Here is a 24,949-nt window from a genome sequence, read left to right as displayed (position 1 = left end):
CAAATGATGATATTTATTATGTATGCATAATAAATTTAGAAAGGTTTTAAACAAAACGGACAACAGCCTCAAAAAATTCGTCACTTTTTTCAGCATGCACCCAATGCCCTGATCCCTTGATGCTCACTATGATAGCTTTTGGGAAGTGTGATTTTATCTCTTTTCGATCTTCAGAAATAATATAATTAGATTTCTCCCCTTTTATAAAAAGTGTGGGGCCTTCATAACTTAAATTTTTATCAAGAGCCGCACCTATATTCTCAATATTTGCCTTTAGAGCAGGCAGGTTTAACTTAAGAGAAAGGCGGTCTTTAGTTTTCCAGTAAAGGTTTTTAAGAAGAAATAGCCTTACACCGGTATCAGGAATAAATTTTTCAAGCAGATCTTCTGCATCTCCGCGCGATGAAAGTTGCGCATCGTCGAGCGCAGTGAGTCCCTCCAGAATTTGCTGATGATGCGGAGCATAATATTTTGGCGCAATATCAACTACCACTAATTTCTCTACCAGTGAAGAATTTTTACAGGCAAAGAGCATGGCCGTCTTTCCTCCCATTGAATGCCCCATAAGAATCACTTTTTCAAGCTGATGCTCCTTACAGTATTCATTGATATCAGCGGCCATAAGCTCATAAGAAAAATCGTCACTATGTGGACTTTTTCCATGATTTCGCTGATCGATAAGATGGACCTCAAATCCTTTTTTTGAAAACTGTTTCCCTAGGGTTTTCCAGTTATCGCTCATTCCTAAAAAACCGTGAAGAATGAGGAAAGGCTTACCTTTTCCTAAGATCTTGGAGTGAAGTTTCATTTACTTCAATAATTTTAAATATTGATGAATGGTTTTTTCCAGGCCGAGGTAAAGTGCTTCTGAGATCAATGCATGTCCTATGGAAACTTCGTCAAGATATGGCACCTCTTTATGGAAAAAAGCGATATTTTCGAGAGAAAGATCATGCCCGGCATTTATTCCCAATCCCAATTCATGGGCGAGCTTAGCACATTCGGCATATGTTTTTGCCGCATTTTTATCTCCTTTGCCATAATCAACAGCAAATTTCTCAGTATATAGCTCAATACGATCGGTCCCTGTTTCGGCTGCACCCTCCACCATTTTTTTATCGGGATCTACAAATATCGAAGTACGAATGCCATGCGATTTAAAATCGGCGATCACTTCCTTTAAATAAAGTCCGTTTTTCAAGGTATCCCAGCCGGCATTTGAGGTGATGGCATTTTCGGCATCGGGCACCAGTGTAACCTGTTCCGGCTTTACCGCAAGAACGAGATTCATAAAATCCTGAATTGGTTTTCCTTCAATATTAAATTCAGTTTTTATTACAGGTTTTAGCTCCCGAACATCGTTATATCTTATATGCCTCTCATCGGGCCTGGGATGAACGGTTATTCCCTGAGCTCCAAAAGATTCAATTTTTTTTGCAGCTTCTATCACATCAGGAACATTACCTCCGCGGGCATTTCTAAGAGTAGCTATTTTATTGATATTTACGCTTAACTTGGTCATTTCGGCTTATTTTATTAACAAAAATACAAAGTGTATCCTGCTTCATTGAATTTTATTTTGATTAATTTGCAGAAAAGCAACGGAGATTATGAGCATGACAGAATATATTTTAAATGACGTGGAAATACTGGATATCTCTGAAAAAATAAAGGATGTTCAGAAGCTTTTTAACGAGCTAACCTATACGCATCTTCCTGTAAGGCAGGAAGGAAATTATGTTGGCTGTATTTCAGAAAATGATATTCGGTGTTTTGAAGGTGAAAAAACCCTGGAAGATTATCTGTATGCCCTTGAGGGATTTTTTGTGAGGGAAAATATGTACTGGCTGGATAGCCTCGAGGTTTTTGCCCAAAACGGAACTAATATTATGCCTGTTTTGAGCGAGGAAAATGTGTATATGGGTTATTTGGAACTCAGTGAGATCATTACTCTTTTCAATGAAACCCCTTTTTTAAACGAGGCCGGAAATATTTTAGTGGTCGAAAAAGCCTTTAAAGACTACACCTTTAGCGAAATCAGTCAGATTACCGAATCTCACAATGCTCATATTTTAGGAGCTTTTGTTTCAAAAATTGAAAATGATATGGCCCAGATCACTTTAAAGGTGAGCCCTTCTAACATGAATGGGATCATCCAGGCTTTCCGCAGATACGGGTATATCATAATCTCTGAACACCAGGAAGATAATTTTAATAAAAATCTTAAAGACCGCTCCAAATATCTGGACAAATACCTGAATATTTAAATTATGAAAATAGGTATATACGGACAGTTTTACCACCCAAATGCCGCCCGTTATATCGGCCAGCTTCTTAGTTTACTGGATCAGAAAAATATTGAAGTTCTTATTGAAGAAGAATTTCTGAAACTGATCCACGAGAACAAAACCATTGAAAAAGAATACAAACACTTCAATTCTTTTGAAGAACTTGATAAATCTTTTGACCTCTTTATGTGTATAGGAGGTGATGGAACCATTTTAAAGTCTATTAATTACGTAAGAAATTTAGATATACCCATTGTTGGTATTAATACCGGCCGACTTGGGTTCCTGGCTACCATCCAGAAGGAAGAGATCGAAGAAACACTGGATGATATCCTGGGAAAAAAGTTCAGTCTCTCGCCAAGATCAGTTCTGACCTTACAGACCAATCCAAAAAGCCTGGACCCGGTTTTCAACAATATCGCGCTGAACGAAATAGCGGTAAGCCGAAAGAATACCACTTCCATGATCACCGTCGATACCTGGCTGGATGACCAGTACCTCACTTCTTACTGGGCAGATGGACTTATTATAAGCACCCCTACAGGTTCTACAGGTTATTCTTTAAGCTGTGGCGGACCGGTAATAATCCCCGACACAGATTCCCTTATCATAACCCCTATTGCGCCACATAACCTCAACGCCCGCCCGCTGGTTATAAAAGATCATACAAAAATCAAGTTGAAGGTTTCGGGAAGGGAAGATTCTCACCTTATTTCTATGGATTCCCGCATTGCAAGTTTGCAAAATGATACTGAAATCATCATTCAAAAAGCTTCCTACTCCATTAATTTTGTAGAACTTCGCGGCGACAGCTTCCTTAATACCCTTCGAAAAAAACTTCTCTGGGGGGAAGATAAGCGCAATTAAGCAATAAAAAGCTACAAAAAGTGTTTATAGGTATGTACAAATCTGCCCAAATTATTGCAGAGCAAACAGAATTGTTATATTTGCAAACTTTTGAAAACCTATGAGGCACCTTATCGCATTTGTAGTGATAACAATTATATCCACAAGCATGTACGCACAACAATTTGAAGTGGGAGCTTTTGCAGGCGGTGCCAACTTTGTAGGTGATGTAGGAAGAACAAATTACATTCTCCCCAATACACCTGTGGGAGGATTTATCGCGAAGTGGAATCGCAGTAACCGCCATGCGATACGGCTAACCTTGTTATATGCGAAAATCAGTGCAGACGATGAAAAATCGGGAGATACCAGGAGGCAGCAACGAGGTTATTCGTTTAATAATACAATTGCAGAAGGTTCTTTAGGAATAGAATTCAATTTTTATAAATTCGACCTTTCAGAACCCCTTCCACAAAGTACTCCTTATATTTACACCGGAATCACCTATTTTCGCGCAGATCATGTATGGCTTAAAAATGGCCGTAATAATAACCTCTTCAACGAGGGAACAAACTGGGATTTTGCTATCCCGATGGTAATGGGTTACAAAGAAGCCTTCACCGAGAATATTATTGGAGCTCTGGAAATTGGAGCACGCTATACTTTCACCGATAACCTTGACGGAAGCTGGCCTGAAGAATATCTTGGAAGAAGGGAGCCGGCCCTGGAATTTGGAAACAGAAACACCAATGACTGGTACGTTTTTACCGGTATTACTTTAACCTTTACCTTTGGCCGTAAACCCTGTTATTGCTTTTAGATGGATTACAAAGAAAAAATTGATCTCAAAAAATTACCTGCACACATAGCGATTATTATGGATGGTAATGGCAGATGGGCAAAGCAGAAAGGGTTTCTAAGAGTTTCCGGGCATGAGGAAGGAACAAAAGCTGTTCGGGATGTTGTGGAAGGAGCCGCTGAAATTGGCATTCAAAATCTAACACTTTATGCTTTTTCCACTGAAAACTGGAACCGCCCAAAATTTGAAGTGGATACCCTTATGAGACTTCTGGTTAATTCCCTTAAAAAAGAGATCAAAACCTTACAGGAAAATGATATCAGGCTTAGCTCCATAGGCAATATCTCCAGCCTTCCTTCAAAAGCAGAAAAAGAACTTCTGGATGTAATTAAAAAAACTTCCGAAAATAAACGAATGGTGCTAACCCTGGCGTTAAGCTATGGGAGCCGCGAAGAAATCACCAATTGTTTTAGAGAATTAGCAGGAAAAATTAAAAGTGGAGAATTATCTGAAGATGGGGTTGATGAATCACTTATAAATGAGCATCTTTACACCCGAAATTTGCCAGACGTGGATCTTTTGATCAGAACCAGTGGCGAACAGCGTATTAGCAACTTCCTTCTATGGCAGATTGCTTATGCCGAATTGTATTTTACTAAAATATTATGGCCAGATTTTAGAAGAAATGACCTATTTGAAGCCATTTACAACTATCAAAACAGAGAAAGAAGATTTGGAAAAACAAGTGAGCAACTCAGTTAGTGCATCCATGACAAAAAAGATATTTACCCTCTTTGCAATTTTGTTCATTTTCAGTTTCACTGCCAAAGCCCAGGGCTTACCGCTGGGAGATGCAAAAAAATATGTAATTGGAGATATAAAGGTTACCGGCACAACCACCTATAATGACCAGACTGTTATTGCCTTTACCGGATTAAAAAAAGGAGAGGAACTTTACATCCCGGGAGACAAATTAAGTTCGATCATCAAAAAGTTATGGAAACTTAATCTTTTTAGTGATATCAATGTGTATATCACCGATGTTCACGATGGAAATGTCGCCGATCTTGAGCTGGAAATAAAGGAAGTTCCCGTACTAAACCTTGTTAAGATCAACGGGGTTAAGAAATCGGAAAAAGAAAAGCTTATTAAAGAAAACGACCTTAAAAAAGGAGCCAAGGTCACCGAAAACCTTATTACCACCACCAAAAATTATATAGAAAACAAATACCGAAAAGAAGGTTTTTTCAATAGTGATGTCACTATTCAAACCAATGCGGTTCCCGATACTTCTGCTCAAAAGACCAATCAGGTGAACATGATCATTGATGTCAACAAGGGGGACCGGGTGAAAATTGCAGATATTGATATTATTGGCAACAAAAAGCTTTCAGACGCCAAACTTCGCAGAAGTTTAAAAAATACAAAGCAGAAAAACTTTTTCCGTTTCTGGAAACGCTCCAAATACGTGCCCAGCGATTATGAAGAAGATAAACAGGCTTTAATCAACAAATACAAAGAATATGGTTATCGGGATGCCCGAATTATTTCAGATACTCTTATAAAAAAAGATGAGAAAACTGTAGATCTGAACATAAAGGTTGAAGAAGGAGATCAATATTATATCGGAGATATAGATTTTCTGGGGAATGCTGCCTATTCAGATGAAATGCTGAACCGTGTGCTGGGAATTGATAAAGGTGATGTCTATAACGGGGTTTTACTCGATGAACGCATTACAGGAAGGGAACCTAACAAAAATTCCATCGCCAATCTTTATCAGAATAACGGATATCTTTTCTCGAATATCGACCTTGTTGAAACCAATGTTAAGAATGACACCATAGATTTCGAGGTTCGTATCGTTGAAGGAAAAGAAGCCTTTATAGACCAGGTTCGGGTTACGGGTAACGATAAAACCAAAGATCGCGTGATCTATAGGGAAATGCGTACCAAACCAGGACAAAAATACAGCCAGGAGGCGGTAGTGGCTACTGTTCGGGAACTTGGCCAGCTTGGCTTCTTCGATGCTGAACAATTGAAACCTGAATTTGTTGACCCTAATCCTAATGAAGGAACTTTAAGCCTCGAATACCAGGTAGTGGAAGCCGGTGCCAGCCAGATAGAATTGCAGGGTGGTTACGGTGGCGGAGGCTTTATAGGAACCCTGGGTCTTTCATTCAACAACTTTTCACTGCAGGGACTTTTTGACAAGGATGCTTATAAGCCAATCCCGATGGGAGACGGCCAAACACTTTCTTTGCGTGCACAGGCGAGCACCTTCTATCAAACCTATAGCCTTTCATTCAGAGAGCCCTGGTTAGGAGGAAAAAGACCTGTAAGTTTGTCGACTTCATTCAGCTATACGAGGCAGTTCCTATATGACTATATTAATAGAAAAGCCGATAAAAGCCGAAGTTTTGATATACTTGGTGTGAGCATAGGTCTGGCAAAACGACTTACCTCTCCAGACCAATATGTAACCATTTCTAATGTGATAGGTTTCCAGCGTTATGAATTGAACAATTATAACACAGGCCTGTTTACCTTTGGTAACGGCTTCTCTAACAACCTTTACTATCAGTTAGGAATTACGCGCGATAATACGGCCATTAACCCTATTTTCCCGACTTCGGGTTCTAAATTTTCTATTACCGCGAAACTTACTCCTCCATATTCTTTATGGAACGGGATTGATTACGGAGATCTGAAAAACCAGCCTGAATACCAGCTGCGGGATGATAATGGCAATCTAATAGATGAAAGAGGAAATCGCGTAACTGAAGATAATTCTGTGCCCGATACTGAAAAAGTAGATCAAAAGAAATATAACTGGCTGGAATTCTATAAGATAAAATTTGAAGGTACCTGGTATACCAACCTGGCTAGTTTTGGACCAAGCAGCAACCTGGTACTTCGTACTCATGCTGAATATGGCTTCCTGGGAGCGTACAACAGCGCCCGTGGTGTACCCCCTTTTGAACGTTTCTATCTTGGAGGTGACGGTCTTGGCGCCTACAGCCTGGATGGACGTGAAACAATTCAGTTGAGAGGTTACCCAAACCAATCGGTAGTACCAATTGACAGGCCTTCGACTGCCCGTGATGATGGAGCGACCATTTACAATAAATATTCGCTGGAACTCAGATATCCAATTACTTTGAAACCAGCCGCTTCTATTTATGCTTTGACCTTTTTGGAAGCAGGGGCTTCATATGATAATTTCAGGGATTACAACCCCTTCCAGTTGAATCGTTCGGCAGGTGTAGGTCTTAGGGTATTTATGCCTACTTTCGGATTATTGGGGATCGATTTTGGCTACGGATTTGATCCGGTTTTGGGAAAACCAGGGCCAAATGGCTGGGAAACTCATTTTATCATAGGTCAACAGTTTTAAATTGGCATGATATTTTCTATCTTCGGATAAATGAAAAGAAAACTATTTTCCATATTAAGCATCTTCATTTGCGTGATGGGTGTTACAGCACAAAAGACAATTCGTCTTGGGTATATCGATATGGAATATATTCTTGAAAATGTTCCGGAGTATCAGGAAGCTAAACAGCAGCTCGAAAATCGCGTGCAGGAATGGAAGAATGAAGCCGAAACAAAAATGCGTGCCGTACAGGAAATGAAAGATAAACTGGCCAATGAACGTCCTCTTCTTACCAAAGAACTAATTGAGGAAAGAGAAGATGAAATTAAATATTTAGAGCGCCAGGCTTTGGACTTTCAGCAAAAAAAATTCGGACCCGGTGGCGATTATTTAATGCAGAAGAAACAACTGGTGCGACCGGTTCAGGATCAGGTATTTACAGCAGTTCAGGAAATAGCTAAAAATCGTAATTTCGATTTTATTTTTGACAGGACCTCAGATATTGGAATGGTTTATGCAGATCAACAATATGATGTGAGTGATCTTGTTCTAAGAACGATAAAAAGAACAGCTAATCGCGAGCAACTGGAAGGAAAAAAAGAAATTTCTGAAATGGAACGTGCCGAGGAGAGAACGCCGGAGCAGGATAAAGCCATAGACGAAAGAGAACAGCTGGTTGAACAGCGAAAAAATGAAAGGGAAGCTCTTTTGGAACAACGCAGAAAAGAAAGAGATTCTATTAAAGAAGCGAGACAAAAAGAATTTGAAGAGCGCAGGGCAAAGATCCTTGCAGAACGTCAAAAACGTATTGACTCTATTCAAAACATAAGAGAAAAAAAGAAAGATACCATAAATTAAAATTAGAATTTTTTAAACCTTAATTAAACTTAACGAAGAACAATGAAACAATTCAGAACACTTTTTATAGCTTTAGCTTTAATGATTGGCGCTACTGCTTTTACCAATGCACAGTCGAAGATAGCGCATATCGCGACTCAGGAGCTTGTACAATCATTGCCTGAATATAAAAGTGCGCAGGACCAGCTTGATAAACTTGAAAAGACCTACGACGCTGAAATTAAAGATATGCTAAGTGAAGCTCAAACTACTATGCAGCGTTATGAGGCTGAGGCCAATACCAAGACCGACGAGGAAAATCAAAAAAGGGCTCAGGAACTTCAGGCAGCACAAAGAAGAATCCAGGAGCATAGCCAACAGGCAAGACAGGATCTTCAGAAAAAAGAACAGGATCTATTAAAGCCTATTCTTGAAAAAGTTCGCAACGCCATCCAGAAAGTAGCAAGACAAAAAGGTTTTGACTATGTTTTGGATTCAACTACCGGAACAGGCGTTCTGCTGGCTGATGGATATGATCTTATGCCAGATGTAAAAAAAGAACTGGGAGTAAAATAGTTTCCGCTAAAAAACTTTAATACAAACTGCGTGCGCTTCCCGTACGCAGTTTTTTTATTTTTGCGTGCATGACACATTCAAACGGCCCGATTGGTATATTTGATTCCGGTGTAGGAGGAACTTCTATATGGAAAGAGATCCACCATCTTCTGCCTTTGGAAAAAACTATCTATTTGTCGGATAGCCGAAACGCGCCTTATGGTGAAAAGACCCAGGATGAGATTATCAGGTTATCGATCAAAAATACGCAGAAACTACTTGCCCTGGATTGCAAAATTATTGTGGTTGCCTGCAATACCGCCACTACCAATGCGATTAAGGTTCTGAGGGAAAGCTTTGAGGTGCCATTCATTGGCATTGAGCCCGCGATTAAACCTGCGGCGCTGCAAAGCAAACATAAGGCCGTGGGCATTCTTGCAACACGCGGAACCCTTGCAAGTCAGCTTTTCAGTAAAACCTCTGAACTATATGCGGGTGATATTGATGTAATTGAAGTGGAAGGCCGGGGCCTGGTAGAACTCATCGAAAAAGGCCTGTATTTTTCAGAAGAAATTAGAGAACTTTTAAGGGAATTACTAGAACCCATGTTGAAGGCCAGGATCGATTACCTGGTTTTGGGTTGCAGTCATTATCCGTATCTCATTCCTGTTTTAAAAGAACTTCTTCCCGAAAATGTTACGATCATAGATTCCGGGGAAGCTGTTGCCCGGCAGACCAAAGCGGTACTTGAAAAAAATTCTTTGTTAAGGGAGGAAAATCCCAATCCCGAGCTGCCCGTTTTTTATTCAAATTCTGATCCCAGCGTATTATCTGAATTAATTGAAGCCGAAAAGTGGGGATACCAGGTCTCCTACCTGGATTTTTAGGCTTAGTTATTTACGGCAGGACAATGACAATCGTAATGCTGCCTGTTCTCCCCAAAATTATATCCGAGGGTAATCTGATGAAAGCCATTATTACTCAAAACTACTGAATTAAGCTGGTAACTGAAGGTATAACCAAAAATAAATCGTTTATAAGTGTATCCCACAAAAGGTGTCATATACCTAAGTTGCTGTTGTTTTACAGTCTCACCGTTGGTTGTATATTCAGCTCCTTCAAAACTATTCCGATAGGAAATACCTCCCCATAATTTGCCATTTTCCAGGTCATAATATGCTTTCAGATTTACATCTATAGCCATTTCATTGGTGGCGTCACGCATTTGGTAAAGAATTGAAGGCTCAAAGCTCCACGGATCATTGTAATTTAAATCAAAAACATACCCGGCAGATACCAGGTATTTACGCATATTGCTTGGAACAGCATCTGAATAGAACAGTTCCCTGCTTACTGAAAGTATATTCTTTGCGGCTAAGTGCAGGTAGAAATCCCTGTAAAAATAGGAAATTCCCACATCCACATTTGCAAAAATATCAGCCGGATTTTCACGATCAAGAAGCGGATCATAGTCCGTAAAACCCCGGGTGTCGAGACGATGCTGGATCACTCCCGCACTTATTCCGAAGGATAACTGATTTAGATCGGCATTACTTCTCGAGAACATAAGATGATAGGCAAAAGTTCCATAGGCTCCCAGTTTCGAAAAATTTCCATTTTCATCCCTGAAAAGAATACCTCCCACCCCTATTCGATCGGTCACCCTGGAATTCACCGCCAGCGTCTGTAAGTTAGGAGCATCCTTCACGTCAAACCACTGGGACCGGGCAGTGAGCCTGATCTGGTCATAATTTGAAGCACCAGCCATAGAAGGGTGTATCAGATACAAATTATCAGTAAGATAATCAGAATAAGTAGGTATAATTTCCTGAGCTGAGAGTCCTGTATTTTTAAAAAAGATTAAAAGTAGTAGAAAAACAAAGAGCTGAATTTTAGAAAAAAAATACCGTCTCCCCCCCGGGATCGTATTTAAAGAAAACTTACAGTTCATAAAGCCTATAAATATAGGTAATAGCTTGTTTTTCTTTAGTATTTTTGCCAAAAATTTCGAGATGAAAGAATATACCATAAATATAATTCCTACCAATAAACCTCAAATCGTAAAATTTGAGGCCAATAAATTTCTTACAAGACACGAAAACCATCAGTTTAATAACATTGATGAAGCTAAAAATTCTCCTTTAGCCCAGCAGCTTTTCTATCTCCCATTTGTGAAAACGGTGTATATAGCGCAAAATTTTATCGCCATAGAAAAGTATGATATCGTGGAATGGCCTGAAGTTGAAAATGAGGTTGCTGAACAGATCGAAAATTATCTGAACAAAGGAGGAGAAGTAGTAACAGAAGAAACAGCGCGTAAAGGAAATATTCCTGTCACTGTTTATGCTGAAATGACGCCGAATCCCGCTGTAATGAAATTCGTTTCCAACAAAAAGCTCGTGTTGCAGGCCTGCGAATTCAAGAATATTGATGAGGCTAAAAATTCGCCTCTGGCTCAAAGCCTTTTCCATTTTCCCTTTGTAAAAGAAATATTTATGGACGAAAATTACGTTTCTGTTCAAAAATATGATATTGCTGAATGGGACGATGTTACCATGGAATTAAGAGAATTCATAAAAAATCATCTGGAACAGGGCAAAGAGGTAGTTTCAGGTGAAACTGCCACGCCAAAAAAACAGTCGGCTGAAACTGATGCTTCTGCTCCTTCAAAGCCTAGCCAGGAAATTCATAAAATGGATGACATTTCCCAGGAAATTGTAGGAATTCTGGATGAATATATTAAGCCCGCGGTTGCCAGTGACGGTGGTAATATTCTTTTCGAAAGCTATGATTCTGCAAGCAAAACCGTAAAAGTGGTTTTACAGGGAGCCTGCAGCGGCTGTCCGTCTTCAACCATGACCCTTAAAAACGGTATTGAAACCATGCTTCGGGATATGATGAGAGACAAAGTGGAGTTTGTGGAAGCGATCAACGGTTAAAAATAAAAAAATCCCGAATCGGGATTTTTTTATTTAATAGGTGGTGGATCGTGCCTCATTATAGAATTCCTGGAATAACTGCAACAAGCTCATCGTAGAACTTATAAGGTCTTTTGTTTCAAGAAGAACCCCGAAATAGAGCTTTGTATTTTTGGGGCTTGTTTCTGAAGTTCGTATCCTGGTAATCTGTTTTTGTATAAGTTCACTTACATAATCCAACAGCTGTTGTTTCTCGCTGAGAATACCATCGATATTTCCGAACTCATTATTGTCAAAGGTATCTTCAATTTCATCAAAAAGGATCTGCATTTTTTCATCTACTTTTTTCAGATCTCTTATTTGATTAAATTTTAAATTTTTGTGGTTATTATGTACATGGTTATAGCTGTTTCGGGTAATGAAACTTATTGACTGCACCATATCCTGAAGATAATCTATGGTGAGTATGTAAAATTTACTGGCCTCAACCGAGTCCTCCTCCAGCGATTTGATGAAATAGAAAATATTTCCCTTTAACTCATCAACATCGGCTTCAAGTTTTTCAATTTTTTTATAGCTTTTCTTCAGTTTACTCAGATCATAATAGCCCAGATGATCAACCGTTTTGGTGTACATTTTATTGATGCCCCTTATCACGTTCGAGATATTTTCAGAAGTTTCTGAAGTTATTTCATTAATGGTGATAATATCACTTCGGTTAAATTTTTTCCTGTTTCGTTCTTCTTTGGCTCTCCTGGAATGCATAATTCCGCTTCTTACCACCACTACAAGGGCGAGAATTATTAGAACTGCCAGGGCAATACTGCCACCAAAATAGATGATCAATCCAAAGATGGCTGCAGCACTGAAAGCCACAATCGCAGTTACAAACCAGCCGCCGATGACATTTAAAACCCCTGCCACGCGATATACGGCACTTTCACGATCCCAGGCTCTGTCAGCCAGCGAAGATCCCATCGCGACCATAAAAGTCACATAGGTGGTTGAAAGAGGAAGTTTTAAGCTTGTTCCAAAGGAAATTAAAACACTGGCTACCACGAGGTTTACCGAAGCCCGGACCATGTCAAAAGCAGGTGCATCTATACGTTTACTTCTTAAATGATGAACCGGCTTATCAAATTTGGTCTCAATACGGTTCTTCATAGCTTCCGGTAAAACAGCGGTCACCGCGTTTCCAAAAAGAACAGAATATCTTACAATACCTCTGGAAAGAAAATTCGGGTCAAAGCGTTCCACACCTTCCCCCTGCCGGGCCAGGTTAATGCCCGTATCGACTACCGAGCGTGCTTTACTCGAGAACCACAAGGTTGCGACCATCACACCTCCGGCAAGGACCAGCAGTAATTCTGGGGTGGGCACTTTTCCAGAAAGTCCTTCCATAAGAAAATTGGAAGGTAAAGCTCCTGAAGTTTCATAAGCTGCTTGCCATAAGTTAAAAGACTGCCAGGCGGCAATGGGCACACCAATAAAATTAACCAGGTCATTTCCCGCAAATGCAAGGGCAAGAGCAAAGGTTCCTATCACTATGATGATTCGAAGGATATTAGCTTTAAAAACACTCATCAAAAGCTGGGAAATCGCCGTAAATAAAACAAATCCCAGGACAACTATTAAGAGCGTATGGGTATTTACATAATCATTAAAAGAATCAGAAATGAAAGGAATACTTTTCAGGCCTTTAATAAGGATGAAATAAAAGATCGCGGTAAGGGAAAAACCTCCGAAAAGAGAACCGACATACTTCATCTTTTTTTCATACTGAAATGAAAAAATAAGCCTTGAAACATATTGAACAAGGGTACCAATAACAAATGCAACAACAACAGCCAGCAGTATTCCTGCAATTATTTCAGTCGCTTTCGCGGTATTAATATAACCTCCAAGAAGGCCGAGATCTCCATTGGTTTGTGTGTAGATCTTTATTACAGCCATACTTACAGCGGCTCCCAATAGCTCAAAAACTATCGAAACGGTGGTAGACGTGGGCAAACCCAGTGAGTTAAAAAAATCCAGCAGTAATACGTCGGTGATCATCACGGCCATGAAAATGATCATGATCTCGTCAAAATAAAATTCGCCGGGCATGAATATGCCTTTCCGGGCAACTTCCATCAAACCACTGGAAAAAATAGCGCCCACAGCCACCCCCAAACTCGCAACGATCATTATGGTACGCATGGAAACCGCTTTGGAACCAATAGCAGAATTAAGAAAATTAACCGCATCATTACTTACTCCTACTACCAGGTCTGTAACCGCAAGAGCGAAAAGTGCGACCAGCATTATTACGTAAACATCTTCCATGGTCAGATTAATTATCCACGAGCAAAAATTAAATTTTTTTTGCACAAATGGTGGCCACTAAAGTTATTAAAAGATTAATTAATAAACAGATAATAAAAAAGGCTATAGAGATTCATTATCTTTAGAGGTCAGTTGAAAAACAGGGTTTCAAAAATCTCTCCTCGCTAAATACCAAAAACTGATCTATGAGCGAAAATCACGCCTACACGAATGACCTTATCACTGAAAGCAGCCCTTACCTCCTGCAGCATGCTCATAATCCGGTTAACTGGAAGGCCTGGAAAGATGAAATTCTTGAAAAGGCCAAAAAAGAAAATAAATTATTGCTGATAAGCATTGGTTATTCTTCCTGCCACTGGTGCCATGTGATGGAAAAAGAAAGTTTTGAAGATCAGGAAGTTGCCGATATCATGAACTCTAACTATATCTGCATCAAAGTTGATCGGGAGGAGAGGCCAGATGTTGACCAGGTTTATATGAATGCGGTGCAGATAATGACCGGTAGCGGCGGCTGGCCAATGAATGTGGTCGCCTTACCCGACGGGAGGCCGGTATGGGGAGGCACTTATTTCCAAAAGAAGCAGTGGATGGCTGCCCTTCAACAAATCGCCGCCCTCTATAAAAAAGAACCTCAGCAGCTAAACGACTACGCCTCCCGACTGGAAAAAGGCTTAAAGCAACTGGACCTGATTGAAACTCCGGGATCTCAGATGAAATTTCACCGGGAATATTTTATTCCCATTATTGAAAAATGGCAACGCAAGCTGGACACTACCTATGGCGGAAGAAAAGGCGCTCCAAAATTCATGATGCCTTCGAACCTCCACTTCCTATTAAGATATTCTCATCATACTTCCAATGATTTTCTGAAGAATTACTGCCTGCTCAGTCTGGAAAAAATGGCCTGGGGCGGATTATTTGACCATGTAGACGGCGGATTCTCCCGCTACTCGGTAGATGAAAAATGGCATATTCCCCATTTCGAGAAAATGCTTTACGATAATGCCCAGCTTATAAGTCTTTATTCGGAAGCCTATAAATTGACGGGAGAAAAATTATTCCGTGAGGTCATTGAAAAATCCCTGAATTTCATCAGCCGGGAAATGACCGGTGAAAATGCTGCTTTTTACTCTTCTTTTGATGCCGATAGTAAAAATGAGCACGGCGAGGCCGAGGAAGGCGCCTTTTATGCCTGGCAGAAAGAAGAGCTGCAAAAACTTTTAGGAGATGATTTCGAAATCTTCAGTGAATACTTTAATATTAATTCCTTCGGAAAATGGGAAGGAAATAAATACGTGCTTATCAGAAGTCAAAGCGATGCCGAAGCAGCAAAAAAAGCAGAAATTTCAGAAGATAAATTTTCAGAAAAGAAAGAAAAATGGCTGAAAACTCTCTTCGCTGAAAGGGAGAAAAGATCAAAACCCGGTCTCGACGATAAAATCATAACTTCCTGGAACGCGATGATGAGCAGTGGTTTTCTAGCAGCATCACAGGCTCTGGGCGATCCTAAATATTTGAAAATAGCGCAGAGAAACATCGATTTTATCCTAAGAGAACTGCAAAAACCTGATGGCCGTCTTTTCCACAGCTATCGAATTTCCAAAAGTAGCATCAACGGATACCTTGAAGACTATGCCTTCGTCATCAAAGCTCTCCTGGACCTTTACGAAACCTGTTTTGACGAAAAATACCTTTCCCATGCAAGTGAGTTTCTGAAAATCGTACAAAAAGATTTTTCGGTTCAAAATACTGAACTTTTCAGATTTAATTCTGCTGCTGACAGACCTTTGGTCTCCAATCCCATAGAAACCAATGACAATGTGATCCCGGCTTCAAATTCTGTGATGGCCAAAAATATTTTTAGAATGGGCAAAATCTTGGGAAAACCTGAACTTATAGAGAAAGCTCAAAAAATGTTGCACAGCCTTCAGGAAAGGATCCCCGATTATCCCGATTCTTATTCCAATTGGCTGGACCTAATGCTCTCGATCACTTATCCTTTCTATGAAGTGGCAATAACAGGACCCCGGGCTTTTTCCAAAGCTTCTTTTTTTCACAAAAAATACCTACCGCACATAATTTTGGCGGCTACGGAAAAAGAATCGGAGATTTCAATTTTTACAGGGCGATTTAAGAAAGAAGAAGATCTTATTTACGTGTGTGAAAACGGAAGCTGCAAACTGCCCGTTAAATCAGAATCGGCTGCAATCGCGCAATTAGAGGAAGTTTAACAAAAAATAAACATTAATTATATGCTATTTTTTTACAATTAAGGCTAAGTTAAAAATCAATAAAAAAATTCTATGGAAAAATTAAACGATGTTGGCGTGATCGCTACGGAATACGCCAGAAAATTTATTGATTACCTCCCCACACTTATAGGAGCAATTGTTCTTCTAATCGTTGGCCTTTGGATAATCAAACTCATTGTAAAATACCTTAAAAAATTCTTTGACAAAAAGGAGTATGACAAGACTCTGGAGATCTTTACGCTTAATGCAATTAGATGGGGACTTAAAATTTTGCTTTTTGTCCTGGTTATTACTCAACTTGGCATACAAAGCGCGTCACTGGTGGCCGCAATTGGTGCTGCAGGTCTTGCCATTGGCCTGGCATTGCAGGGTTCACTCTCCAACCTTGCCGGTGGAGTGCTGATCATCGTCCTTAAACCATTTAAAATTGGCGACTGGATAGAAGCTCAGGGAACTTCGGGGAGTGTGGTTGAAATTTCCCTTTTTTACACTAAACTCAATACTTTCGGAAACCAGCGTGTGGTAATTCCAAACGGCGAACTTAGCAACAACAATATTACCAATTACAGCTTCAATGAAACGCGCCGTGAAAATCTTTCTTTCGGAATATCTTATGATGACGACCTTAAGAAAGCTAAAGAAGTTCTTACCAATCTTGTAAAAGAACAAAAAGACATCGTGGAAGATCCGGCTCCGCAAGTTATAGTTTCAGAACTTGGCGACAATTCTGTTAACTTCCTTGTGAGGTATTTTGCGCCAAACAGCGTCTTCTGGGACCTTCACTGGTATATGATCGAAGAAGGAAAAATAAGATTGGAAGAAGCCGGAATGACCATTCCTTATCCACAAAGGGATGTATATCTTTACGATCAGACCAAAATGAACGGGACGAAGTTAAAAGCTAAATCAGAATAAAACTGATTGGTTTAACCTGCAATAAAATTCTTTAAATAATAGGGTTCAAAGTAAGCGACATCTTCGGTGTCGCTTTTTTGATATTTTTCCTCGGCCATTTTGCCCATTTCCGTTACGGAAGGAAACTGTGACTTATGGAAAATAGCATTTGGGTGCTTACTGATCTCTTCGAATTTAAGAACACCATTTCCTATAAAATGGACTTCTTTTTCTGAAAGATATTGCTCAAAAGAAGCTTCCTCTAAAATTTGTGCTTTGGTTTCTCTTAACTGCTGATAATTTTTATCAAAAACTGCCGAATAAACTTCCATTCGCCGTGCGTCAATCATGGGAATAATAAAGCCTTTTGCATCTTTTATCTTATGGGCAAGAAGATCGAGGGTGGGAATGGAAATAAGCGGAATTCCAAGAGCAAAACAGAGGCCTTTGGCTGCAGAGACCCCAATTCTCAAACCGGTATAGGAGCCCGGGCCTTTACTTACGGCAACGGCTTCAAGATCTTCAGGTTTTAAACCCGCTTCCTTTAAAGCTTCATCAATAAAGACGTGCAGTTTCTCAGCGTGTGAATAATTTTTGTTATTATCTTCCCGAACTGCTATTAATTCACCATTCTCAGCAATACCCACAGAGCAGTTAGTGGTTGCAGTCTCCAAACACAGAATTATCGCCAAACCTGTTTATTTTTAATCGGCATTTCCTTTAGCCTTATCTTTTACTTCTATTTCGTCCCCGGCTTCAAGATCTTTAGTAACAGTAGTATAAGGGCCGGTGATCACTTTATCACCTTCCTCTAAACCGCTGGTAATTTCAATATTAGAGTCATCCTGTATGCCAGTTTTCACAACGCGAAGTTTGGCTTTATTTCCGTCTTTTACAAATACACATTCAAATTTTTCTTCATCAGGAGAACTGGATGGCGTGATCAATGGTTTCTTCCCGCTGGTAGTGTCGGTTTTGATAACGATTGAGCTGATGGGAACTCCAAGAACATTTTTCTTTTTATTGGTGATAATATCAACGGTGGCTGTCATTCCCGGCCGAAATGGAGAATAATTATCGGGTTTTCCTTCAAGAAGATCCTGGTAAGAATCTTTAAGAATGCGTACTTTAACCTTGAAATTTGTAACCTGATCAGCGGTAAGTTCATTGGCCGCAGTATTTGAAATTTCGGTTACCACCCCTTTGAATTCTTTTTTCAGATAAGCATCTACCTGGACAATGGCTGTATCTCCCACCGAAACTTTTACGATATCATTTTCATTAACATCTACCTCAACCTCCATATTGTCCAGGTTGGCGACGCGCAGAATTTCGGTTCCTGCCATTTGCTGAGTTCCCACTACTCTTTCACCCAGTTCGGCATCGAGCTTGGAGATCGTTCCGGTCATAGGTGCGTAAATATTGGTTCTCCCAAGGTTATCCTGAGCTTCGTTTACCGATGCGGCTGCACTTTGCATGCTGTAGTAGGCCGATTCTTTATTAGCCTGGGCGACCTCATAATTAGAAACGATCTGATCCCATTCAGCTTTTGAAATAACTCCTTTTTCAAAAAGTTTTTTGTTTCTGTTATAATTAGCTTCGGCTTGTTTTAGATTCGCCAGTGTCTGGGCATAATTTGCCTTTGTATTTTGATAACTCGCGCGTACTCTTTCCAGGTTAGATTGATAAATATCGGGGTTGATACGTACCAGAAGATCTCCTTTTTCCACGCTTTGTCCTTCTACAATAGGTAATTCTATAATTTCACCCGATACTTCTGAAGAAAGCTTCACTTCTATCTCTGGCTGAATTTTTCCGGTTGCCGCAACGGTTTCAGTAATATCTATGGGCTTAATAGAAGTTACTTCCACAACTTCCACTTCACCAGAATTACCAAACCAGCCGGCTTTTTTTCCTATGATCAATAAAATGATCAATACTACAACCGCGGCCAGAATGATGTAAAGTGTCTTTCTTTTCATTTTTTTAAAATTTTAAATCCCTCACCGGAATTCCAAAATATAACTCAACTACTTTTAACTTAAAAATGTAATCGTATTTCGCTCTCAGCACCTCGCGCTGAGAATTTTCATACCGTAATTTCGCCTGACTAAAATCGAATGAATTGGTTAGTCCCACATCGTATCGCTCATTGGCATATTCAAAAGCTTTCTCCTGGGCATTTGCTGCAACGATAGCAGCTTCATAGGCCTGGAAGGCTCCCTGGGCATCGGTATAAGCCTGGTAAACATTGGCTTCGAGATCAAGCTCTGCCTGTTCCAAATTGAATTGAGCGCGTTTCGCTGCAACCTGGCTTCTTCTTACCTGATTTCGGGAGGCAAAGCCATTCAGAAAAGGAATGTTCAGTTGAAATCCATAGGTCATACCATCGTTATAAGAAAGCTGATCAAAGAAAGGAAGTGGCGATCCAAGGGTAGGGATCATATTGGGTGCTACCACAATCTGCTCGGTTTCCTGAACCAATCCTATTTGTCTTGTGGGGTTTTCAGGATCTATTTCACTGCCTATGATGCGACCCTGCCCGGATTCCCTGGTATTATAATTGAAAAATGCTCCGAGTGTGGGTAAATAAGCTCCTTTTGAAATTTCCACATCTTTTTCGGCAAGCTCTTTATTTGCTTCTGCAATCTTGATCTCGGACCTTTCTTTCTTAGCTTTTTCAATAACATCATAGACTGAATTGGCTAAGATCTCGTTTCCAAAGATGTCATAATCTCTTTCTACAATATTGAAATTTTCATAATCTTTAATTCCGAGAGTTTGCGCAAGGCTGATCAGGGAAATTTTAATTAGATTTTGGGCCAGGATGATACGCTGCTTTTCATCGGCATCGGTAGCCTTTATTTCCAGCAAATCTCCTTCAGGAAGCACTCCTGCATCTACAAGATCTCGTGTTCTTTCAAGCTGTTGTTGGGTTAATTCATTCTGTGCCTTTATTACCTGTAAGTCCTGTTTATTAAAAAGCACCTGTAAATACGCGTCGGCTACAAAAAGCGCGATATCATCTTTCATTTTATCAAGAGAATATTCCGCAGCCAGTTGAGAGATACGTGCCCTTTGAAGAGCTTTAAAATTTCTCAATCCGTCAAAGAGCGTAAGGCTCGCAGTCACTCCAGCAGAGAAGTTGCGAACAGTTTGATTCTGAAGGATCCCGGTGGTTACGTTTTGAGTTAAACCTGTATTCCAGGCATTGGTAGCCTGGCCGTTAATATTGGGAATAAAATTTCCCAGCGCATCCCGTTTTTCTATACTCGAAAGTTCGGTATCGAGTTGGGCCTGTTTTACTGAAAGGTTATTTTCAAGCGCATAATTCACGCACTCTTCCAGGGTCCACTCCTTTTGTTGTGCCTGAAGTACGCTTCCAAAAAGCAAAAGAAAAGCTAGTATGGTAAGATTTTTCATAATACTTATTCTGTAAGATATGTATGTTAATTGGTAAGTATGTTACACCTGTAGGTGAAATTTCTAATTTTGGGTTACTACCGGTGCAGGTTTCAGCTGATTCCAGACCTTAATTTTGGCATTTTTATCGATACCGTCCCTGACCTCCACATTAATTCCGTCACTTACACCAAGTTTGATATCCTGTCTCTTAAACTGCTGGTCGCCGGTCATCACCTCTACATAAGGTTCTTTCGTTTGTTCGTCGAATTGCAGAAGGGCTTCCTTAATAGCGAGCACATTTTCAGCTTTATCAAGAATAATGGAAGCATTCGCACTCAAGCCGGCCCTGATAAAAGTAGTATCTGCCTTATCAAGAGTTCCTTTTATTTCAAATTGTATCGCGCCGTTTTCCTCCACTCCTTTTGGGGCGATGTAATCAAGAACAGCGTCAAAACTTTTATTTTCAATAGCTCCTACTGTGATCTCCAGCGGAAGTCCTTCTTTGATCTTTCCTACCTCACTTTCATCAACCTTACCTTCAAAGATCATTTTATTGACATCGGCAAGAGTGGCAATGGTGGTACCGTCATTGAAATTATTGCTCTCAATCACCTGATTCCCTGTCTTTACCGGAACATCAAGCACCATCCCGGTTACCGTAGACCGGATTAAAGTATTGGCGGCAGCACCAATGCCGCTGGTAGTTCCGGTTTTTACGATTTCATAATTCTGCTGAGCCGAACGATAGTTTTGTTCTGCTCTTTTATAGGTGGTCTCTGCATTATCAAAATCGTTAGCAGAGATCACTCCTTTATTAAAAAGTTCCTTCTGGCGATTATAGATCTTCTTTTCGTTATCAAGATTTATCTTTGCCGTTGCAACCGCATCTTTAGCGCTTTGTAAGGAGGAAACATTTGGAATTACCCTGATTTTTGCAATTAGATCACCCTCCTTTACGCGATCACCGGCCTCAATAAAAATTTCATCGATAATACCTGAAATATTTGGTTTTATAAGCACTTCTTCTTTAGGTACTATCTTTCCTGTTGCCACTGTTTTCTTTACAATGGTCTCTTCAGTGGGCTGTTCGGTTTTATATACCACAGGATCCTGTTGATTTTTCTGATACAGATAATACAGAGCACCCACGAAGGTTACGGCAATCAATACCAGAATGATGATGGTAACAAATTTTTTCATTTTTTGATTTTATTTACTTTTTACTCAGTTCTCAATGCATCCACCGGCTTCACTTTTATCGCGTGTTGCGCGGGGATAAGGCCGGCTAAAAGGCCGGAAATTATTAATATTGCGAGGGCAACCATGATGACTCCAAGGTTGACCGACGGATTTAAAAACATCATATCTGAAGTATCCATTTTACCCAGCTGAAAATTCACCAGCCAGATCACAGCTGTTGAAAGAATTATTCCGGCCATACCCGAAATAATAGTAAGAAAAATGGATTCCAAAAGTATTTGGCCGCGAATGGCCCAGGGCGTGGCTCCCAGGGCACGCCGTACGCCAATTTCATTGGTTCTTTCTTTTACCACGATCAACATGATATTACTGATGCCTATGATCCCGGAAACAAGAACCAGAATTCCCACAAAATAGGCCACCGCTTTTAAAGCGATAAAAAGACCGTTCACTTTGCTGAATTCCTGGAAAAGATCAAAATTTCCCACTGCACGGTCATCGTCAGGATGAATAGTGTGTCTTTTCTTGATCACGTTGATAATATCTTCTTTAATATTGGTAATGGGGTGACCATCTTCGGCAGTAATTGCCATCCAGCCAACTTTATTTCCGCGGTTAAATGCTTGCGAAAAGGAGGTAAAGGGAACGTAGATCTGCTTCTGCATCTCTTCTGGATCGCCATTATTTCCTTTCCTTTTGTAAGTACCCACCACCATAAAATTCACTCCGTTTATTTTGATATAGCTGCCAATTACTTCCTCCTCGCGATCATACAGGCCAACCCGCACTCCTTCACCGATAACAGCTACTTTGCGTTTTTCATTAATATCGGTATAGTTTATAAAGCGCCCGCTGCTAACATCCATAGGTTCCTGTTCTATGATCTCGGGATAATCTCCATAAACATTATAAGCTCCAGTCTTGAGTCCTCTAATCACATTATTAGTTCCCTGGAACCCTCCTAACTGATTCCGTGGAGAAACAATCCTTACATAAGGTACATTTTGCTTTATGGCTTTAACATCTTCAATTTCGAAGCTGTAGTTCCTCCCTTTGGGCATACCTTTATATGGTTTCGAGGCCACCTGCGTCCACATGAACATCGAATTTGTTGCTATTCCCCCGAAGCCCTGCTTTACGCCGTTTTCCAAACCTTTTCCCGCGGCAAGAAGAATCACAAGAATGAATATGCCCCAAAGCACACCAAATGCGGTTAAAACAGTCCTGAACCAATTTGCGGTCAGGGCTTCAATAATTTCGCTCCAACGGTCCCTGTTAAACATATTATTCGTCTCTTAAAGCAATGATAGGTTTTATACTCGCTGCACGCCAGGCAGGAAAAAATCCCGCTATGGCACCGGCAATAATGAGAATAAAAACGGTATTTATTGCGACAGTGAAATTCACTGTAGGGTTATAGATATATTGAGTTTCAATGGCCGGTCCTGCAAATTCCAGCAAAATGAGCCCCATTATTAATCCGGCAAAACCGGCTATGGCGGTCACAAAAATAGATTCGTGAAGAATCATTCCAATTATGGACAATGGCTGCGCGCCGAGTGCTTTTCTAATACCAATCTCACGAGTTCTTTCTTTAACAATTATCAGCATGATATTACTCACTCCTACCACTCCGGCAATTATAGTGCAGATCCCTACTCCCCAGAAGAAAAGCCTTATCATATCCATTAGAGTATAAAAGCGTTTCGCATTGTCTAAATAGTTATTTACACGAATAGCGCTGTCATCGTCAGGTGCAACAACATGCCTGCTTTTAAGGAGGTCTTTAAGCGCCTGGGTGAATCCTGCTGATGCAGCAACAGCTTCGTCAAAATTATCTTCAGGGGTAAGGGTAAGATATAGACGCTGGATATTATTGGCTCCTCCGAAAGCCTTTTGTGCAGTGGTAATAGGAATTATCAATCTGGCTTCATCACGTTCTCCCCCGGGATCGGAATATACACCAACCACCTTAAAATTTATACCTGAAATTTCTATTAGTTTGCCCACCGCTTCCTGATCTTTAAATAAATCAAGCTTTACACGGTGGCCCAAAACCACGTTTTTTTCATTATTATCAAGGTCATTGATATTTAAAAACCTCCCCGAGGTAAGAGAAACATTCTCGAGTTCCTGATACGCGGGAAAAGTTCCTTCAATACTATAAGAACCGGATTCCTTTCCGTAGGTTACCACTCCATTCCGCACATTGTAAACCGAAGCCGAATGATCCAGCTTATCCCCATATTTTAAAAGGATCTGGTTATAATCCCCATTTTTTAACTGAATTCTTCTTCCCGGATTGAGGCCTTTATATTCTTTAGTAGTCATTCCGGGATATACAAGGATAAGATTGGCAGCATCCTGCTCAAATTCCCTTGCAATTCCATTACGCATACCCTCTCCCACTCCTAATAAAATCACGAGAATGAATATTCCTGATGCTACGGAAAGACCTGTTAGGAAAGTTCGAAGTTTATTTTTACGGATGGTATCAAAAATCTCATCCCAGCGATCCAGACTAAACATTTTGCAGAGCTCTTACCTGTGAAACCACGCGGTCTTCAATGATAATACCGTCCTTCAGGTTCACGATACGCTTGGTCATCTCGGCAATATCATGTTCGTGTGTTACAATAAGAATTGTTCGTCCTTCATCATTAATTTCCTGGATTAGTTCCATCACCTCGTAGGAAGTTTTGGTATCCAGCGCACCGGTAGGTTCATCGGCAAGAAGCACTTTGGGATCACTGGCAAGAGCTCGGGCAATTGCCACACGCTGTTTTTGACCACCAGAAAGTTCATTGGGAAGATGGTCTGCCCAATCAGCAAGTCCAACTTTCTCAAGATAACTCATGGCCCGTTCCACTCTTTCCGATCTCGATTGCCCCTGGTAATATAGCGGAAGTGCCACATTATCTAAGGCAGTTTTATAACCAATGAGGTTAAAAGACTGGAAAATGAAGCCAAGGAATTTATTACGATATTTTGCTGCCAGTTTTTCACTAAGGTTCTTGATGGGTACCCCATCCAGAATGTATGAGCCTTCATCGGCTTCATCAAGTATTCCCAGAATATTCAGCAGGGTTGATTTACCCGAACCTGATGAACCCATAATGGAAACAAGCTCACCCTCGGCTACGCTAAAATTGATTCCCTTAAGAACGTGAAGGGAGTTGCTCCCGGTTCTGTAAGATTTGTGAAGGTTTTTTATTTCAATCATGATTGATGGTTATTTTGCAGGAGAAATGACC

22 protein-coding genes are annotated in these 24,949 nt (G+C 40.3%); 11 read left to right on the top strand and 11 right to left on the bottom strand.

Annotated elements, in window-relative coordinates; genetic code table 11:
* Nucleotides 1-46: 46 nt before the first annotated feature.
* Nucleotides 47-808 carry an alpha/beta fold hydrolase gene (locus C7S20_RS08750; protein WP_107012126.1) on the bottom strand — a complete coding sequence of 254 codons (762 nt, stop codon included), beginning with the start codon at nucleotides 806-808 and terminating at the stop codon, nucleotides 47-49.
* Nucleotides 809-1,522 carry a pyridoxine 5'-phosphate synthase gene (locus tag C7S20_RS08745; protein WP_107012125.1) on the bottom strand — a complete coding sequence of 238 codons (714 nt, stop codon included), beginning with the start codon at nucleotides 1,520-1,522 and terminating at the stop codon, nucleotides 809-811.
* An 88-nt stretch (nucleotides 1,523-1,610) separates the two neighbouring features.
* Here C7S20_RS08745 and C7S20_RS08740 point away from each other — a divergent pair, with 88 nt between their 5' ends.
* The 8 genes from C7S20_RS08740 (at nucleotide 1,611) to murI (ending at nucleotide 9,588) form a co-directional block, all read left to right on the top strand.
* Nucleotides 1,611-2,267: a CBS domain-containing protein gene (locus C7S20_RS08740; RefSeq protein ID WP_107012124.1), complete on the top strand. Its 657-nt coding sequence runs from the start codon at nucleotides 1,611-1,613 to the stop codon at nucleotides 2,265-2,267.
* Between the two features lie 3 nt (nucleotides 2,268-2,270).
* Nucleotides 2,271-3,155 carry an NAD kinase gene (locus C7S20_RS08735; protein WP_107012123.1) on the top strand — a complete coding sequence of 295 codons (885 nt, stop codon included), beginning with the start codon at nucleotides 2,271-2,273 and terminating at the stop codon, nucleotides 3,153-3,155.
* A 100-nt stretch (nucleotides 3,156-3,255) separates the two neighbouring features.
* Nucleotides 3,256-3,954 carry a type IX secretion system protein PorG gene (gene porG / locus C7S20_RS08730; RefSeq protein WP_107012122.1) on the top strand — a complete coding sequence of 233 codons (699 nt, stop codon included), beginning with the start codon at nucleotides 3,256-3,258 and terminating at the stop codon, nucleotides 3,952-3,954.
* On the top strand, nucleotides 3,955-4,695 hold the full coding sequence (locus tag C7S20_RS08725) for an isoprenyl transferase (RefSeq protein ID WP_107012121.1): 741 nt from the start codon (nucleotides 3,955-3,957) through the stop codon (nucleotides 4,693-4,695).
* A 7-nt stretch (nucleotides 4,696-4,702) separates the two neighbouring features.
* Nucleotides 4,703-7,330, top strand: a complete 2,628-nt coding sequence (gene bamA / locus C7S20_RS08720; protein ID WP_227009137.1) for an outer membrane protein assembly factor BamA — start codon at nucleotides 4,703-4,705, stop codon at nucleotides 7,328-7,330.
* A 30-nt stretch (nucleotides 7,331-7,360) separates the two neighbouring features.
* A complete protein-coding gene (locus C7S20_RS08715; protein ID WP_107012120.1) occupies nucleotides 7,361-8,167 on the top strand; it encodes an OmpH family outer membrane protein in 807 nt (268 codons plus the stop codon).
* A 42-nt stretch (nucleotides 8,168-8,209) separates the two neighbouring features.
* Nucleotides 8,210-8,722 carry an OmpH/Skp family outer membrane protein gene (locus C7S20_RS08710; protein ID WP_107012119.1) on the top strand — a complete coding sequence of 171 codons (513 nt, stop codon included), beginning with the start codon at nucleotides 8,210-8,212 and terminating at the stop codon, nucleotides 8,720-8,722.
* 68 nt (nucleotides 8,723-8,790) lie between these two features.
* Nucleotides 8,791-9,588, top strand: a complete 798-nt coding sequence (gene murI / locus C7S20_RS08705; RefSeq protein WP_107012118.1) for a glutamate racemase — start codon at nucleotides 8,791-8,793, stop codon at nucleotides 9,586-9,588.
* 2 nt (nucleotides 9,589-9,590) lie between these two features.
* On the opposite strand, the gene C7S20_RS08700 is transcribed toward murI, so the two are convergent.
* Nucleotides 9,591-10,652 carry a PorP/SprF family type IX secretion system membrane protein gene (locus C7S20_RS08700; RefSeq protein ID WP_107012117.1) on the bottom strand — a complete coding sequence of 354 codons (1,062 nt, stop codon included), beginning with the start codon at nucleotides 10,650-10,652 and terminating at the stop codon, nucleotides 9,591-9,593.
* Between the two features lie 61 nt (nucleotides 10,653-10,713).
* Between C7S20_RS08700 and C7S20_RS08695 the strand changes: the two genes are divergently transcribed.
* Nucleotides 10,714-11,640, top strand: coding sequence for a NifU family protein (locus C7S20_RS08695; RefSeq protein WP_107012116.1), 927 nt, complete (start codon nucleotides 10,714-10,716; stop codon nucleotides 11,638-11,640).
* 33 nt (nucleotides 11,641-11,673) lie between these two features.
* Here the strand turns inward: C7S20_RS08695 and C7S20_RS08690 are convergent, their stop codons facing one another.
* Nucleotides 11,674-13,944 carry an inorganic phosphate transporter gene (locus C7S20_RS08690; RefSeq protein WP_107012115.1) on the bottom strand — a complete coding sequence of 757 codons (2,271 nt, stop codon included), beginning with the start codon at nucleotides 13,942-13,944 and terminating at the stop codon, nucleotides 11,674-11,676.
* A 185-nt stretch (nucleotides 13,945-14,129) separates the two neighbouring features.
* Here C7S20_RS08690 and C7S20_RS08685 point away from each other — a divergent pair, with 185 nt between their 5' ends.
* Together C7S20_RS08685 and C7S20_RS08680 are read left to right on the top strand one after the other, a co-directional pair.
* On the top strand, nucleotides 14,130-16,175 hold the full coding sequence (locus tag C7S20_RS08685; protein ID WP_107012114.1) for a thioredoxin domain-containing protein: 2,046 nt from the start codon (nucleotides 14,130-14,132) through the stop codon (nucleotides 16,173-16,175).
* Nucleotides 16,176-16,247: 72 nt separating this feature from the next.
* Complete coding sequence (locus C7S20_RS08680; protein WP_107012113.1) at nucleotides 16,248-17,111, top strand: mechanosensitive ion channel family protein; 864 nt, start codon at nucleotides 16,248-16,250, stop codon at nucleotides 17,109-17,111.
* An 11-nt stretch (nucleotides 17,112-17,122) separates the two neighbouring features.
* On the opposite strand, the gene tsaB is transcribed toward C7S20_RS08680, so the two are convergent.
* The 7 genes from tsaB to C7S20_RS08645 all read right to left on the bottom strand — a co-directional run bounded on the left by tsaB (nucleotide 17,123) and on the right by C7S20_RS08645 (nucleotide 24,918).
* The gene (tsaB, locus tag C7S20_RS08675; RefSeq protein ID WP_107012112.1) at nucleotides 17,123-17,782 is read right to left on the bottom strand and encodes a tRNA (adenosine(37)-N6)-threonylcarbamoyltransferase complex dimerization subunit type 1 TsaB; all 660 of its coding nucleotides are present in this window, start codon (nucleotides 17,780-17,782) and stop codon (nucleotides 17,123-17,125) included.
* Between the two features lie 12 nt (nucleotides 17,783-17,794).
* On the bottom strand, nucleotides 17,795-19,072 hold the full coding sequence (locus C7S20_RS08670) for an efflux RND transporter periplasmic adaptor subunit (protein WP_107012111.1): 1,278 nt from the start codon (nucleotides 19,070-19,072) through the stop codon (nucleotides 17,795-17,797).
* A 4-nt stretch (nucleotides 19,073-19,076) separates the two neighbouring features.
* Entirely contained in the window at nucleotides 19,077-20,513 is a 1,437-nt protein-coding gene (locus C7S20_RS08665) for a TolC family protein (RefSeq protein WP_107012110.1), read from the bottom strand.
* Between the two features lie 63 nt (nucleotides 20,514-20,576).
* Nucleotides 20,577-21,695 carry an efflux RND transporter periplasmic adaptor subunit gene (locus tag C7S20_RS08660; RefSeq protein ID WP_107012109.1) on the bottom strand — a complete coding sequence of 373 codons (1,119 nt, stop codon included), beginning with the start codon at nucleotides 21,693-21,695 and terminating at the stop codon, nucleotides 20,577-20,579.
* A 20-nt stretch (nucleotides 21,696-21,715) separates the two neighbouring features.
* Complete coding sequence (locus C7S20_RS08655; RefSeq protein WP_107012108.1) at nucleotides 21,716-22,978, bottom strand: ABC transporter permease; 1,263 nt, start codon at nucleotides 22,976-22,978, stop codon at nucleotides 21,716-21,718.
* Between the two features lies 1 nt (nucleotide 22,979).
* A complete protein-coding gene (locus C7S20_RS08650; protein WP_107012107.1) occupies nucleotides 22,980-24,224 on the bottom strand; it encodes an ABC transporter permease in 1,245 nt (414 codons plus the stop codon).
* On the bottom strand, nucleotides 24,217-24,918 hold the full coding sequence (locus C7S20_RS08645) for an ABC transporter ATP-binding protein (protein WP_107012106.1): 702 nt from the start codon (nucleotides 24,916-24,918) through the stop codon (nucleotides 24,217-24,219). The genes C7S20_RS08650 and C7S20_RS08645 overlap by 8 nt, the downstream gene beginning before the upstream one ends.
* Nucleotides 24,919-24,949: the final 31 nt, after the last annotated feature.

This window comes from Christiangramia fulva, assembly GCF_003024155.1.
Taxonomy (GTDB): domain Bacteria; phylum Bacteroidota; class Bacteroidia; order Flavobacteriales; family Flavobacteriaceae; genus Christiangramia; species Christiangramia fulva.
Note: the sequence above shows the minus strand (reverse complement) of the source record. Positions and strands in the feature narration are given on the sequence as shown.

What these genes read in the sequence shown, in the direction of transcription:
- C7S20_RS08700 (WP_107012117.1), bottom strand. Translation starts at nt 10,652, where the DNA reads ATGAACTGTAAGTTTTCTTTAAATACGATCCCGGGGGGGAGACGGTAT.
- C7S20_RS08685 (WP_107012114.1), top strand. Translation starts at nt 14,130, where the DNA reads ATGAGCGAAAATCACGCCTACACGAATGACCTTATCACTGAAAGCAGC.
- porG (WP_107012122.1), top strand. Translation starts at nt 3,256, where the DNA reads ATGAGGCACCTTATCGCATTTGTAGTGATAACAATTATATCCACAAGC.
- C7S20_RS08670 (WP_107012111.1), bottom strand. Translation starts at nt 19,072, where the DNA reads ATGAAAAGAAAGACACTTTACATCATTCTGGCCGCGGTTGTAGTATTG.
- C7S20_RS08715 (WP_107012120.1), top strand. Translation starts at nt 7,361, where the DNA reads ATGAAAAGAAAACTATTTTCCATATTAAGCATCTTCATTTGCGTGATG.
- C7S20_RS08745 (WP_107012125.1), bottom strand. Translation starts at nt 1,522, where the DNA reads ATGACCAAGTTAAGCGTAAATATCAATAAAATAGCTACTCTTAGAAAT.
- C7S20_RS08690 (WP_107012115.1), bottom strand. Translation starts at nt 13,944, where the DNA reads ATGGAAGATGTTTACGTAATAATGCTGGTCGCACTTTTCGCTCTTGCG.
- C7S20_RS08655 (WP_107012108.1), bottom strand. Translation starts at nt 22,978, where the DNA reads ATGTTTAACAGGGACCGTTGGAGCGAAATTATTGAAGCCCTGACCGCA.
- C7S20_RS08650 (WP_107012107.1), bottom strand. Translation starts at nt 24,224, where the DNA reads ATGTTTAGTCTGGATCGCTGGGATGAGATTTTTGATACCATCCGTAAA.
- murI (WP_107012118.1), top strand. Translation starts at nt 8,791, where the DNA reads ATGACACATTCAAACGGCCCGATTGGTATATTTGATTCCGGTGTAGGA.
- C7S20_RS08710 (WP_107012119.1), top strand. Translation starts at nt 8,210, where the DNA reads ATGAAACAATTCAGAACACTTTTTATAGCTTTAGCTTTAATGATTGGC.
- C7S20_RS08645 (WP_107012106.1), bottom strand. Translation starts at nt 24,918, where the DNA reads ATGATTGAAATAAAAAACCTTCACAAATCTTACAGAACCGGGAGCAAC.
- bamA (WP_227009137.1), top strand. Translation starts at nt 4,703, where the DNA reads ATGACAAAAAAGATATTTACCCTCTTTGCAATTTTGTTCATTTTCAGT.
- C7S20_RS08660 (WP_107012109.1), bottom strand. Translation starts at nt 21,695, where the DNA reads ATGAAAAAATTTGTTACCATCATCATTCTGGTATTGATTGCCGTAACC.
- C7S20_RS08680 (WP_107012113.1), top strand. Translation starts at nt 16,248, where the DNA reads ATGGAAAAATTAAACGATGTTGGCGTGATCGCTACGGAATACGCCAGA.
- C7S20_RS08740 (WP_107012124.1), top strand. Translation starts at nt 1,611, where the DNA reads ATGAGCATGACAGAATATATTTTAAATGACGTGGAAATACTGGATATC.
- C7S20_RS08750 (WP_107012126.1), bottom strand. Translation starts at nt 808, where the DNA reads ATGAAACTTCACTCCAAGATCTTAGGAAAAGGTAAGCCTTTCCTCATT.
- C7S20_RS08665 (WP_107012110.1), bottom strand. Translation starts at nt 20,513, where the DNA reads ATGAAAAATCTTACCATACTAGCTTTTCTTTTGCTTTTTGGAAGCGTA.
- C7S20_RS08725 (WP_107012121.1), top strand. Translation starts at nt 3,955, where the DNA reads ATGGATTACAAAGAAAAAATTGATCTCAAAAAATTACCTGCACACATA.
- C7S20_RS08695 (WP_107012116.1), top strand. Translation starts at nt 10,714, where the DNA reads ATGAAAGAATATACCATAAATATAATTCCTACCAATAAACCTCAAATC.
- C7S20_RS08735 (WP_107012123.1), top strand. Translation starts at nt 2,271, where the DNA reads ATGAAAATAGGTATATACGGACAGTTTTACCACCCAAATGCCGCCCGT.